This is a genomic window from Vreelandella nanhaiensis (assembly GCF_003990185.1).
Taxonomy (GTDB): Bacteria; Pseudomonadota; Gammaproteobacteria; order Pseudomonadales; family Halomonadaceae; genus Vreelandella; species Vreelandella nanhaiensis.
The window spans coordinates 180,319-193,332 of record NZ_RZHF01000014.1; the positions used below are offsets into that span (position 1 = coordinate 180,319).

General features: G+C 52.6%; 13 protein-coding genes and 1 pseudogene. 5 read left to right on the forward strand and 9 right to left on the reverse strand.

Going from position 1 to position 13,014, the window contains the following annotated elements; translation table 11 throughout:
- Positions 1–48: 48 nt before the first annotated feature.
- The 3 genes from ELY38_RS09775 to ELY38_RS09785 are packed head-to-tail and all read left to right on the forward strand — an operon-like array spanning position 49 to position 2,740.
- Positions 49–966 carry a metal ABC transporter substrate-binding protein gene (locus tag ELY38_RS09775; protein WP_127061765.1) on the forward strand — a complete coding sequence of 306 codons (918 nt, stop codon included), beginning with the start codon at positions 49–51 and terminating at the stop codon, positions 964–966.
- 17 nt (positions 967–983) lie between these two features.
- A complete protein-coding gene (locus ELY38_RS09780) occupies positions 984–1,799 on the forward strand; it encodes a metal ABC transporter ATP-binding protein (protein WP_246009117.1) in 816 nt (271 codons plus the stop codon).
- A 17-nt stretch (positions 1,800–1,816) separates the two neighbouring features.
- Entirely contained in the window at positions 1,817–2,740 is a 924-nt protein-coding gene (locus tag ELY38_RS09785) for a metal ABC transporter permease (RefSeq protein ID WP_127061970.1), read from the forward strand.
- A 3-nt stretch (positions 2,741–2,743) separates the two neighbouring features.
- Here the strand turns inward: ELY38_RS09785 and ELY38_RS09790 are convergent, their stop codons facing one another.
- From ELY38_RS09790 to ELY38_RS09805, 4 genes are all read right to left on the reverse strand, one after another.
- Positions 2,744–3,091 carry a P-II family nitrogen regulator gene (locus ELY38_RS09790; protein WP_127061769.1) on the reverse strand — a complete coding sequence of 116 codons (348 nt, stop codon included), beginning with the start codon at positions 3,089–3,091 and terminating at the stop codon, positions 2,744–2,746.
- A 22-nt stretch (positions 3,092–3,113) separates the two neighbouring features.
- Entirely contained in the window at positions 3,114–3,890 is a 777-nt protein-coding gene (locus ELY38_RS09795) for a DUF1538 domain-containing protein (RefSeq protein ID WP_127061771.1), read from the reverse strand.
- A complete protein-coding gene (locus ELY38_RS09800) occupies positions 3,887–4,654 on the reverse strand; it encodes a DUF1538 domain-containing protein (RefSeq protein ID WP_127061773.1) in 768 nt (255 codons plus the stop codon). The genes ELY38_RS09795 and ELY38_RS09800 overlap by 4 nt, the downstream gene beginning before the upstream one ends.
- A gap of 104 nt (positions 4,655–4,758) precedes the next feature.
- On the reverse strand, positions 4,759–6,159 hold the full coding sequence (locus ELY38_RS09805; RefSeq protein WP_127061775.1) for a GntP family permease: 1,401 nt from the start codon (positions 6,157–6,159) through the stop codon (positions 4,759–4,761).
- Between the two features lie 292 nt (positions 6,160–6,451).
- Here ELY38_RS09805 and ELY38_RS09810 point away from each other — a divergent pair, with 292 nt between their 5' ends.
- The gene (locus ELY38_RS09810; RefSeq protein ID WP_127061777.1) at positions 6,452–7,798 is read left to right on the forward strand and encodes a Na+/H+ antiporter family protein; all 1,347 of its coding nucleotides are present in this window, start codon (positions 6,452–6,454) and stop codon (positions 7,796–7,798) included.
- Between the two features lie 51 nt (positions 7,799–7,849).
- Here ELY38_RS09810 and ELY38_RS09815 read toward each other — a convergent pair whose 3' ends face one another.
- The 4 genes from ELY38_RS09815 to ELY38_RS09830 form a co-directional block, all read right to left on the reverse strand.
- The gene (locus ELY38_RS09815; protein WP_127061779.1) at positions 7,850–8,584 is read right to left on the reverse strand and encodes an RNA methyltransferase; all 735 of its coding nucleotides are present in this window, start codon (positions 8,582–8,584) and stop codon (positions 7,850–7,852) included.
- Positions 8,585–8,752: 168 nt separating this feature from the next.
- Positions 8,753–10,396 carry a chaperonin GroEL gene (gene groL, locus ELY38_RS09820; RefSeq protein ID WP_127061781.1) on the reverse strand — a complete coding sequence of 548 codons (1,644 nt, stop codon included), beginning with the start codon at positions 10,394–10,396 and terminating at the stop codon, positions 8,753–8,755.
- Between the two features lie 58 nt (positions 10,397–10,454).
- Complete coding sequence (locus ELY38_RS09825) at positions 10,455–10,748, reverse strand: co-chaperone GroES (RefSeq protein ID WP_127061783.1); 294 nt, start codon at positions 10,746–10,748, stop codon at positions 10,455–10,457.
- Positions 10,749–10,983: 235 nt separating this feature from the next.
- Positions 10,984–11,490 carry an FxsA family protein gene (locus tag ELY38_RS09830; protein WP_127061785.1) on the reverse strand — a complete coding sequence of 169 codons (507 nt, stop codon included), beginning with the start codon at positions 11,488–11,490 and terminating at the stop codon, positions 10,984–10,986.
- Between the two features lie 217 nt (positions 11,491–11,707).
- Between ELY38_RS09830 and ELY38_RS09835 the strand changes: the two are divergent.
- Positions 11,708–11,902 (forward strand): annotated as a pseudogene (locus tag ELY38_RS09835) (SDR family oxidoreductase); the annotation flags it as partial.
- A gap of 83 nt (positions 11,903–11,985) precedes the next feature.
- On the opposite strand, the gene ELY38_RS09840 reads toward ELY38_RS09835, so the two are convergent.
- Positions 11,986–12,981 carry a hypothetical protein gene (locus ELY38_RS09840; protein ID WP_127061787.1) on the reverse strand — a complete coding sequence of 332 codons (996 nt, stop codon included), beginning with the start codon at positions 12,979–12,981 and terminating at the stop codon, positions 11,986–11,988.
- Positions 12,982–13,014: the final 33 nt, after the last annotated feature.

Genomic DNA, 13,014 nt, shown 5'->3' on the forward strand with positions numbered 1-13,014 from the left:
TTGTTGAGCTAGAGTTATGTATAAAGCGACCCTTTATGGAGTACGGTCATGAGCCATCGAAAGGCATGGTTGAAAAAAGGCTTACTGATTGCTGCCATGGGCAGTGTGACTGCCGCACATGCTGAACCTTTGTCGCCACCGATTAATGTGGTGGCTACCTTTTCCGTATTGGGCGATCTGGTGGAGCGCGTGGCGGGTGATGATGCCCGCGTTTCTGTTCTGACTCCGGTGAATGCAGAGGTTCATGAGTGGGAACTGACGCCTGAGAATTTCGCTGATCTCGAAAATGCCGACATCGTGTTTTATAACGGCTACCAGTTAGAGCAGTGGATGCGCCAAGTAGAAGCGACTACCCAAGACAACGTGTCTCTAGTGCCCGTTGCAGAAGCTTCTAAATATCCTACTCAGCATATTGGCATTGGTGAGCTGCAGGGCGATGTTGATCCGCATCTATGGACAGACCCGCGAGCGGCCATTGCCTACGTACAAGTGATTGCCAATGAGCTTGAGATACTGTTGCCAGAACAGGCGGGCAACATCCAAGCCAGAGCTGACAGTGTTGAAGCGGAGCTTGAGGCGCTTCACGTAGAGCTACAGGAAACCCTTGGCGATATTCCCAAGGAGCGCCGTGTGCTGCTTTCCAGCGAGGCGGCATTTCTCTATTTTTCAGATGCCTATGATTTTGAACATGACGGTATCTGGGGAAACAACGCTGAAACCGAGGGCTCGCCGCGTCAGTTGATGCGTGTTATCGATATGATCAATGAGCGCCAGCCGGCGGCTCTTTTCTGGGAAAGCACAATCTCAGACCGTTATGTCACAAGCCTTGCCGAAGATACAGGTATCCCAGTGGCGGGACCGTTGTATGTCGATTCTCTAAGCGAGCCTGACGGCGAAGCGGGCGACTATTTTGCGATGCAAAGGCATAACGCTGAGCTGCTGCGCCGCTCCTTGGCAGCCGAGTAGTCATCATGAACACAGACATGTCCCATCAAGTGGCGGCTATTGAAGTGCAGGGGCTTTACGCTGCCTACCAGCGCCAAACTGTGCTGGAAAATATTCACCTGACATTTCCCGCAGGAAAATGGACGGCTATTGTGGGCCCGAACGGTGCCGGAAAGTCGACACTATTTCACGTGTTAACCGGCAGCATGAAGGCGCTCAGAGGCAGTATAAGCGCGTTTGGCGAGCCTATCGTCAAGCTCCGGCGGGCAGGGCAGATTGCCTATATGGCCCAGCGCGAAGCCATCGAATGGGATTTTCCCGTATCGGTGTGGGATACCGTCATGGGGGGGCGCTACGGGCATATGCGTGATGATGTGTTGTGGCGCCGATTATTACCTGCTCGCTGGCACCACGTCCGTCATACTGAAGCCGTAGAGAAAGCGTTGATAGCGGTGGATATGCTCGCCCATGCAGAGCGGCCTATCGGCGCGCTTTCCGGAGGGCAGAAAAAGCGCGTGCTGCTTGCGCGGGCGCTCGCCCAACAAGCCAGCATCCTGTTACTTGATGAGCCGTTAGCGGGAGTGGATCCGCCTAGTGAAAAGCTTATTCTGGCGGTGCTTCGCCGCGAGCGTGAGGCGGGTAAAACCGTCATTATGGTTACTCACGACATGCCGGGCGCGCGCCGCTACGTTGATCACGTGGTATTGATTAACCGCTTTGTCCGCGGTACCGGCACGCCGGAGGACATGTTGAGCGAAACAAAGCTGGCCGAGCTTGCCGTCAGTTCGATTGAACAGACGACAACAGATCGCCAAACAGTGCCGGCGGCTTCCTTTAGCCCTGAGCAGGGATAACCAACGTGGTTGATAGTATGTTGATAATTGAATCATTCAGCGATGCATTGGTAAGCGGATTGATTGCAGCGTTGATGACCGTGGTTAACCTGCTGCCGAGCAGCGTTTCAGATGCCTTTCAGTACGCTTTCATGCAGCGTGCACTGCTTACCTCGGTGTTGGTTGGTGCTATCTGTGGCATGCTTTCCTGCTATGTGGTGTTGAAACGCTGGTCACTGTTGGGTGATGCCATTTCCCACGCTGTATTGCCCGGTGTGGCGATTGCCTATCTGCTGGGCTGGCCGTTTTTTGTGGGCGCATTTATTACCGGGGCGCTGACATCGGTAGGTATCGGGGCGATCGAAAGAAATACGCGTATTAAATCTGATGCCGCCATGGGGCTGATGTTTACCGCCTCCTTTGCCCTTGGCGTAGTCATTATCAGTAAGCTGGCTTCAAGCACGCACCTGATGCATATTCTGTTTGGCAACGTGTTAGGCGTTAAGCACTCTGCGCTGATGCTTACTTTCGTTGCCAGCATCATTGCCATTTTAGCGGTGTGGCTCGCTTATCGACCGCTACTGTTATACGCCTTTGATCCGCAGCAGGCGCAGGCACTAGGTTTCAATACCCAGATTATTCATTACGGCCTTATTCTTCTGCTTACCCTGACTATTGTGGCCAGCCTGGAAACCGTCGGTATTATCCTGGTAGTAGCGATGCTGATTACGCCAGGGGCAACGGCTCATCTGCTGACAGATCGGTTCAAGGTTATGCTTTTTATTTCGGTCTCGGTTGGCGTATGTTCGGCAGTCATCGGCCTGTGGCTATCGGTGGTGTTTAACGTGGCCTCAGGTGGCGCCATTGTGCTGGTCGCTTTTGGTTTCTTTATCATGGCACTGCTTTTTTCGCCCAGGCAGGGACTGATACTGCAGCAGTGGCGTCGCAGGAAAATGGGATGAGGGCTAGTCAGCCCGGGGAGTGCTTATCAGCGATTCTATCTGGTGCTTGACGCCCACGGCGTCCTCGACATCCAGCTGAAAGGCGATTCCCGTGCCTGGCGTTTCATCAAATTCGCCCACGCGGGCCAGCGCTTCCAGGATGTGGCGGCTGATATGTTCTTCAGCCAGAAAAAGTAACATGTCCCGCTGGGCCGTGATCTCCATGCCAAAGATGCCGCGGGCTTTTTCCAACCCCTCGCCGCGGGCATTATTTATCACCGTCGACCCCGTCGCTCCTGCCTGGCGGGCAGCTTCCAGAAGCGTATCCGTTCTTTCATTTTCAACCAGTGCCACTATTAATTTAAAGCGCATGACGACCTCCCATGGATGCTTGCTAGCGCTGTTTATGTTTGTTGGCTAAAGAGTAGCGGGTGCCAAGCCACTGAGCTATCTGGGCATAGCCCATTACGCTAATGATCGGAAATAGGCAGGCCAGGGCAATCATGCCAAATCCGTCCATTAAAGGGCTTCGTCCTGGAATAGCGGAGGCCAGGCCCAAGCCTAGTGCCACAATAATGGGTACGGTAATGGTTGAGGTGGTAACGCCGCCGGAATCAAACGCTAACGGCACGATGCTACGTGGTGAGCGCAGTGTCTGAACAATGACCAGCAAATAGGCGGTAAAGATAAACCAATGCAGCGGCCAGCCCATCACGATTCGCCAGGTGCCTAGCGTGATACCCAGTGCCATGCCCAAGGCGACAGCAATACGCAGCATGAGCGGGTTGATGGTTCCGCCGGATATTTCGCCTGCTTTGATCGATACCGCAACCAAGGAGGGTTCTGCAAGCGTGGTGCTGGCTCCCATGGTAAAGGCAAATAGATAAACCCAGTAATAATCACGCCAGTGGCGTTGCGTGCCTTCGGCAAGTTCAGGCAGAAATTGAGAGGCAGTCAATTGAGAGGCCATCAATTCACCCATAGGGAAAAGTGCTTGTTCAAGGCCGACCAGAAACAGTGATAAACCCACCCAGACCATTAAAAAGCCTATCAGGACTTGTGCTAGGCGTTTAACGGGTTTGCGTATTACCAGATACTGAAAGCCAAAAATAATCGTCACAATGGGTAGTATATCTAGCAGAGTGCGCCAGAAGGTCGCTAGATAATTCATAAGGCTACCGCTGATAACAGTGGTAAGCCGATGCTGCCGAACAGCAGCACAAAGATGATGGGCATGACAGAGGCAAACGCGATCAGGCCAAAACCATCGAGCATCGGGTTGCGGCCTTTAATGGCAGAGGCGAGTCCCACACCCAGCGCGGTTACCAGCGGCACGGTAATAGTCGAGGTGGTTACACCTCCTGAGTCATAGGCGATGCCGACCATTGCTGCCGGTGTTATCAAGGTGAGAAGCAACACAATGACATAGCCGATGATAATCATCAGATGCAACGGCCAGCCTTTGAGGATACGCAGTACGCCTACCACGACCGCACTACCCACCGATACGGCGACTACCATGCGCAAGGTAAAGGCAAACGCCAGCTGAGCGGTATCGGTATGACGAATAAGGCCGCCTTCAACAGCCACGCTGGCGGCCCGGCCGGCGACTGCAATAAGTGCGGGTTCTGCAACGGTTGAGCCAAAACCCAGCGCAAAGGCAAATAGCAGTAACCAGACAGGCGAGCCTTTAATAACAAAGGCGCGGGCCAGATTTTCTCCCACGGGAAACAGGCCCAGCGCGAGCCCTTTGATAAACAGAGCAAGCCCAACGACGACACCTACAAGACCGATCACCATATCTATCACGTCAAGCGTTGGCGGAAGCGGCTGGCGAATCACGGCCAGTTGGAAGAACGCCATAACCAGTACCACCGGGGTAAGGTCGCGCAGGCTATCCCGCATTTGGCGTACAAGTGATAAGGCTATTTCCATGCGTCGTTCGCCCAAAGTAACGCCCTGCAAGCAAGGGGGAGATTAAGCGTACTCCTTATGCACCATGTGAAGCTTGATCTCGTGCAGGAATTTTTTAATTGTCTTCAGAAACTGCCAAACAGGGTGCCTAGGGTAATTACGCTGATCAGCGCGCCAATGGGCAGCACAATCGTCACCATAGCCACGTTTGCGTAAGACTGACGATGAGTAAGGCCACAAATGGCCAATAGAGTAATAACCGCGCCGGAGTGGGGGAGGGTATCCATCCCGCCTGCAGCAAGTGACGCTACCCGGTGCATAAGCTCAGGGTCAATGCCTACTTCTTGAGCCATGGCTAGATACTCGCTGCCCAAGGTTTGCAGGGCGATAGAAAGCCCGCCTGAGGATGATCCGGTAATACCCGCCAGGACGCTCATGGCGAGCGCTTCAGAAATCAAAGGATTGTTGGGTGAAACGTTGAGTACCGCGTCACGGATAATGGTAAACCCGGCAAGGCTTGCGATCACGGCGCCGTAACCTACCTCTGATGCGGTATTAAAAATCGGCAGCAGTGAACCCAATACCCCTTTGTTAACGGTGTCTTTTAAATCCTGCCACTGCCTCCAGCGCGTAATCATTAACCATGCCGATGCGCTTAAAAGCGCAATCAGAATCGCCCAAAGACCGGTTTGGCCATCGGGCGATACATTTTCAAAAGCCTCATCAATAAACCCCAGATCCAGCGCTGGAAAGATACCGTAGGTAAACAGGGCGTTTAGGCCGATAACGAGTAACAAAGGAATCAGTGCCAACAGCAGCGGCATGCTGCTGTTGGCAGTATTAGTCTCGGGTTTCTCGTTCCCTACTTCATTTTGCGTATGACGACCGTAGCCTTCGTTCTGGGCCGCCGCTTTTCGAACGCGAGACTGTATATACAGCGTACCCAGCACTAGCATAATCATCCCTGCGATGATGCCAAGGCCCGGAGCGGCGAAGCTGTTGGTTTCAAAAAAGGGGATAGGAATGGCGTTCTGAATGGCGGGTGTGCCGGGCAAGGCGGTCATGGTAAAGGTAAACGAGCCCAGAGCGATGCTGGCTGGTATTAGTCGCTTGGGCACATTGGCGCGGTGAAATAGCTCGCGGCTTATGGGGTAGATCGCAAAGGCCACCACGAATAGCGATACGCCGCCATAGGTCAGTACCGCACAGGCGAGCACCACGGTTAGTACCACATGGTGGGTACCCAATTTGTCAACGATACCGTTGGCAATGGACTGCGCCGCACCGGAGTCCGCCATAAGCTGACCAAACAAGGCGCCGAGTAAGAATAGTGGGAAAAATTGGATAATGTAGTTTCCCAGCGCTTGCATGAATGTGTCGGTGTAAATGGGCAGTAAAAACGCCCCGTCGCCGGATAGCAGTACGGCAAGTGAGGCCATCAGAGGGGCAAGTAAAAGTACCGAAATACCCCGGTAAGCCAAAAACATCAGTAACATCAGGGAAATAATAATCGCTAATGTGCCCATACCAGCTCCCAGGTAGCGAATAAATTAGCCTTATTAGAAATAGGCCGTTTTTGATACTAGGCAGTATGCTGCAGAGCAGCAATAGCGGTGTGACTAAAGTAGCAGCTTCGCATGCAGAAGCACTTAAGCGCATAAATGACTGGGTAGGCGCTTTTTATAGGCGCTATCTGCTAAAATTTGCCCCCTTCGCTTTTTAGGGCTTGTATGAAAAAGCAGGCGTTTTATACGCGGCATGAAATTCGGCTGCTTTTCCTACAAACGCTAATTACCTTTAACCGCTCTGGAAATGTTCATGAATGCAGTCATTCTTGCAGTGCTCGTCATGGTAGTGCTGTCACTTTTACGCGTATCGGTTGTATTTGCGCTGGTCGTAGGTGCGTTGGTAGGGGGGCTGGTCGGCGGGTTGTCTCTGGATCAGACGTTGGAAGCGTTCAATAACGGTGTAGGCGGGGGCGCTCAAGTCGCACTGGCTTATGCCACTCTGGGTGCTTTCGCCGTGGCAATTTCTCGCTCTGGATTGCCAGATATGCTGGCAAATCGTCTGATTACTCTGCTGGGACAAGAGGCCACTCAGATGCATCAGGCGCGGGTTAAAATGTTGCTGCTTGGCGCTGTATTGCTGGTGGCTATTTCCTCGCAAAACGCCATTCCCGTGCATATTGCGTTTATTCCCGTATTAATTCCCCCGCTATTGATCGTAATGAACCGACTACAGCTGGATCGTCGGGCGGTAGCCTGCGCGCTAACCTTCGGTTTGACTGCACCCTATATGCTATTACCCGTAGGCTTTGGGGCGATTTTCCTTAACGATATCCTGTTAGCTAATTTGAATAGCGCAGGCCAGCCGCTGGGCCTGGAGATTACGCGTAACATGGTGCCCATGGCCATGGCCATTCCGGTGGGTGGCATGGCGGTCGGTCTTGTCGTGGCGCTGCTATTCAGCTATCGCGGGCGGCGCGAGTATGCCAGCAAGGATCTGGTCACAAGCCACGCCCAGCATACGCATACGCCTGCCAAGCCGCATATGCTCGGACTTGTCATGTCCGGCGTGGCGATTGTGGCAGCATTGGGGTTGCAGCTCTACAGTGGTTCGATGATTCTGGGTGGTCTGGTCGGGATTGGTTTGCTCTCGATGGGCGGTATCTTTAAATGGCGTGAAGCCGATGATCTGTTTACCAGCGGCATGCGTATGATGGCGCTGATCGGCTTTATCATGATTTCAGCAGCAGGATTTGCAGAAGTCATGAAAGCCACGGGCGATATTGATGCGCTGGTAACGGGTGCCTTTGAGATATTCGGCGATAACCGCGGTGTTGCTGCGCTAGTCATGCTGTTGGTGGGGCTGTTTATTACCCTGGGTATTGGTTCTTCGTTTTCAACTATTCCAATTATTGCCGCCATCTTCGTTCCGCTGGCGGTTCAATTCGGGTTCTCGCCCATGGCGACCGTTGTGCTGGTAGGTACGGCGGCGGCTTTAGGAGATGCGGGGTCGCCAGCGTCTGACTCGACACTTGGCCCAACTGCTGGCCTTAACGTGGATGGGCAGCACGATCATATCTGGGACAGCGTTGTGCCCACATTCCTGCACTATAACCTTCCCTTGATTGCCTTTGGTTGGTTAGCGGCAATGACGCTCTGATGAGGCGTAGGTACTCAAAAGGCAGCCGTTGGCTGCCTTTTTTGTTTGAAATCATTGCCTGGGTAAGTGAGCCTCGAAGGCACTGAGCAGCCCACGCAGTAAAGAGAGTTCTTTACGGCTTGGCTGGGCACGGGCGAAAAGTGCCTGGAGCTGCTCTTCGGTACGCGCGTGTGGCTGGGTTAGAAAGCCACTTTGCTGCATCAGGCGGCTTAAATGATCCTGAAAGTGTATGAACTGCTCGCGAGTGGGTGGGGTGGCTTCCAGAGGGCGCTGGTAGGTAAAGTCATTTTCATCGTGTTGACGCCAGGCCCGATGGGTCTCGTAAGCCAGAATCTGAACCGCTTGGGAAAGATTCAGAATGCCGTATTCAGGATTGGCTGGAATACTCACCTGATGCGTGCAGCAGCGAATTTCATCATTAGTCAGGCCTGAGCGCTCACGGCCAAAGACAAGCGCAACCGGTGCGTCTGTCGCATTCAAGATGACCTGCTGGACCATTTCATCCGGCTCATCAAAATGGGGCAGTGGCAGGCTACGCAATCTGGCGCTTGCGCCGACCACCTGTACGCAGTCCTGAACGGCGTCTTCAAGCGAGGTAACCACTCGTGCGTTTTCTAAAACATCGGTGGCTCCGGCTGCTAATCGGGTGGCCTCTTCGTCGGGAAAGCAGCGAGGGTTAACCAGTACCAGGTTAGTTAGCCCCATGGTTTTCATGGCACGTGCAGCCGCACCAATATTGCCAGGGTGAAAGGTTTGCACGAGCACGATACGAATATTGGAAAGCACGGTAATGACGACCTAAAAGCGGCTTATTCAGGGCGTGAATGGTAGCACGCTTCACAACTAAAGGCGTGGGTGACACGCTATCCGCATTCAGTCCTTAAACGACAAAGACCCCGCACAAGGCGGGGTCTTTGAAGACGTTAAACGTCAGAGCGATAGGCTCAGGGAGCTTTACATCATGCCGCCCATGCCACCCATTCCGCCCATGCCACCCATATCCGGTGCGGCTTCTTTCTCTTCCGGATCGTCAGCGATCATGCACTCGGTGGTGATCATCAGGCCAGCAACGGAACCAGCAGACTGCAGAGCAGTGCGGGTTACTTTTGCCGGGTCCAGAACACCCATTTCGAACAGGTCGCCGTACTCACCCGTCTGGGCGTTGTAGCCGAAGTTACCTTCGCCGTCTTTAACACGGTTGATAACCACGGCTGCTTCTTCACCGGCGTTGGTAACGATCTGACGCAGCGGTGACTGCATAGCGCGCAACGCCATGTTGATACCGTGGTTCTGATCTTCGTTATCGCCAGTCAGGCCTTGTACTTTGGCCATTACGCGAACCAGGGCGGTACCGCCGCCAGGTACAACGCCTTCTTCAACTGCTGCGCGAGTAGAGTGCAGCGCGTCTTCAACGCGTGCTTTCTTCTCTTTCATCTCTACTTCGGTAGCTGCACCGACGCGGATAACGGCAACACCGCCTGCCAGTTTGGCAACCCGCTCTTGCAGCTTCTCTTTGTCGTAATCAGAAGAGGTTTCTTCGATTTGCGCGCGGATCTGGTTAACGCGTGCTTCGATGTCGTTTTCTACACCGGCGCCATCGATGATGGTGGTGTTTTCTTTCGACATGGTCATGCGCTTGGCGTTACCCAGGTGATCCAGGTTCGCTTGCTCAAGCGTCAGGCCAACTTCTTCGGAGATAACGGTACCGTTGGTCAGGATGGCGATATCCTGCAACATCGCTTTACGACGGTCGCCGAAACCTGGCGCCTTGGCGGCGGCTACTTTCACGATACCGCGCATGTTGTTGACGACCAGAGTCGCCAGCGCTTCGCCTTCGATATCTTCAGCGATGATGGCAAGCGGTTTGCCCTGTTTGGCAACAGCTTCCAGTACCGGCAACAGTTCACGGATGTTGGAGATCTTCTTGTCCACGAGCAGGATGTAAGGATCTTCCAGTTCAACCGTCATGGTATCCTGGTTGGTTACGAAGTAGGGCGAGAGGTAGCCGCGGTCGAACTGCATACCTTCAACCACTTCCAGCTCGTCTTCAAAGCCACGGCCTTCATCGACAGTGATAACGCCTTCTTTACCGACTTTCTCCATCGCTTCTGCGATGATTTCACCAATGCGCTTGTCGCCGTTGGCAGAAATAGTACCTACCTGGGCGATAGACTTGGTGTCGGTGCAGGGCACAGACATTGCCTGGATTTCTTTAACCGCTGCGGTAACCGCTTGGTCGATGCCGCGCTTAAGATCCATCGGGTTCATGCCAGCAGTTACGCCTTTCAGGCCTTCTGCAACAATGGCTTGAGCCAGTACGGTAGCGGTAGTGGTACCGTCACCTGCGGCGTCAGAAGTTTTAGAAGCAACTTCTTTCACCATTTGGGCGCCCATGTTCTCGAACTTGTCTTTCAGTTCGATCTCTTTGGCAACCGATACACCGTCTTTGGTTACGGTTGGAGCGCCAAATGATTTGTCGAGCACAACGTTGCGGCCTTTCGGACCCAGCGTAACTTTTACCGCGTTGGCCAGAACGTCAACGCCACGCGCCATGCGTTTACGGGCATCATCGGAAAACTTAACTTGTTTAGCTGACATGTTCGTTACTTCCTAAAATCGAATTATAAAAGGTGAAAGTAAATGATTGAGGCGCTAATTAGCCTTCAACGACCGCCAGAATGTCGGATTCGCTCATGATCAATACTTCTTCGCCGTCGATTTTTTGCTTCTCAACGCCGAATCCATCTTTGAAAATCACGTTGTCGCCCACTTTAACGTCTAACGGACGAACTTCACCGTTATCGAGAATGCGACCGTTACCTACTGCAAGAACTTCGCCGCGCGTGGGCTTTTCTTGTGCATTGCCTGGAAGCACGATGCCACCGGCTGTTTTCTGTTCTTCTTCCACGCGGCGGATTACGACGCGATCGTGCAAAGGACGGATTTTCATGCTCACGTTCTCCTGAGTATCGTCAAGGCCCAAAAATGGGCTGATAGCTAAAACAAGGTTCTCGAGGGCATTGCCGCGAGAAATGAAGGTTATTACCTTCGTTGTTAATGGTGGCAACCTAACAGCTGCCACCGAGCCTGTATGCTGGTTCAAAAAGTGGGGGCTTTATAAACCCTTTCAAGGGGGTGGGCGTGAAAAAATGTTTTTTTTGTTCGATTTTAAAGACTAGCCAGCATCAATGACGCCTTGGTGTGTCATCCCGACTGATGAAATCACCTTCAATGGCTTCATCATCAGTATTAGTGCCCGGCTTGGCCTGATTGCTTTGTTGATAGTGAGCCCCTTGCCGGTAGCGGGTGCTTCCATGAGTACCTGGCTGGGCATTGGCACCGGTTTTCAGGCCAAGCCAAATCAACGCTTTGTAGAGAAGTTGTCGTGCACTGGGCAACAGACAGGCAATGCCTAACAGGTCGGATAGAAACCCGGGCGCCATCAGCAAGGCGCCGCCAAAGATAAGTGCCGCACCGGTTAGCAGTTCCTGAGAGGGGATTTCACCTGCCTTCATGCGCTGGCGGGCACGGGCGAAAGTGGAGACACCTTCTTTGCGAATAAGGTGTAGACCAATCACGCCGGTAGCCAGTACAAGTAGTAGCGTAGTGAGTAAGCCTATTTGACTCCCTATTGAAAAAAGCAGTATGAAGTCGAGCAGGGTAAATATAGAAATAAATATCAGAATAGGCATGACGGGCTCCATAACAGGCGTAATGGCTAATTATTGTGACAAACATGAAAAAAACAAGCGGCTGCTGGTATCGGCTCATAAATTTAACGGCAGATCAGTAGTTTGAGTTCGCGTGTTTGTATGGGAGGCGATATTCAATATGGCCGTTAATAGAGAACACAAGTGGCCTGTAAAAAAGTGACCGAGACCTAGCACAAGAGGAGATGGCGATGCAGTTACGGTAGCGCCCGGTTTTGTGACTACCGACATGACGGCCTCCATGCGTCCGGATATGCTGGAGCGAATTGCAGAAAGCGTACCGTTAGAGCGATTGGGGGAGCCTGGGGATATTGCCAAGAGCGTCGCATTTATTTTCGATAACGATTATTTCAGTGCGCGTATTATCGAATGCGATGGCGGTTTGCGGCTCTAGAGGAGATAGCAGGGCGTTTAATATGGCGAGCCAGGTTAAAACGCTAGCTCGCGTTGGCTGTTTTTTAAAAACCGAAGCCGTCTTTAAAAACCGAAGTAATCACGATTAATTTCACGTTGGAAATACATCTCAAGACGTAGCGTCATTGCCCAGCGTGGGTCGTAGCTAACCTCGCGTTGAAAGTGAAGTTCAGGAATGACATCAGCAAATAAAATGCCTTTGTGAATATCACGACGGTAGCGTGTCTGGAGATAGTAGTTCGTCATGCGCGGGTTGGATACGCTTTCGCCAAGAGCGATGACTGAATAACGCAGCGCGCTACGCTTATTGAGACGTTGGTTAAGTTCAGCAATTTCGCTGTACTCAAGCGTATCCTCCTCTTCCCGCCATTGAACGGTACTGATAAAGCGCAGGTGCCGGTTTTCAGAAAGCGGGCGGCCAATGTCCCATTCGGTGCGCGCTGAGTAACCTTCATTGTTGAACCAGGAGAGCCGGTTGAATGATTCAAGCTGCCATGGACCATCGCCAATATCCCACAAACGTTCGCTGGTAAAGCGCACATAAGGGTCAAGCGGCAGGCGTAGACGAACACCAGCGCCGATGCGGTTGCTCCAGTTTTCACGCTTGTCACGACTTTCAAGCCAGTCTAGACCGAAGGTAGAGTTACGGCGGTTGCGCTGATCGTTATACAGGCGGCCAGAGCCTTGATCGGCCAATGTTCCCTGGGTCTCCTCGGGGTCACTTTCAATGACTAAACGCAAGCGTTCCTCGGTCGTAGGTAGATCAATTCGGTAACGGACGCTAACGTCGCCTCCCACACCGTCACCTTCCATCCAGTCGATTTCCTGCCCCAGGCGTAGGTAAGACTCATTATTCACAGAATTGTCGTAATGCTCTCCACCAAAGAATGAGTCAATATTGCGTGAGGTGTTGTCTACCCAGTTGCCAACATTTGCACGAAATGGCTCAACTTGCTCTTCAGCCCAATCGGGTAGGTCACTATCTTCTTCTTCGGCGTTAGCTTGCACCGCAAGTAATGTCAGTGTTCCCAGGCAGGCCAGCGCAAAGAGCTGTCTCATATCGTTATCCCAATATAAATTATTAAAATTATG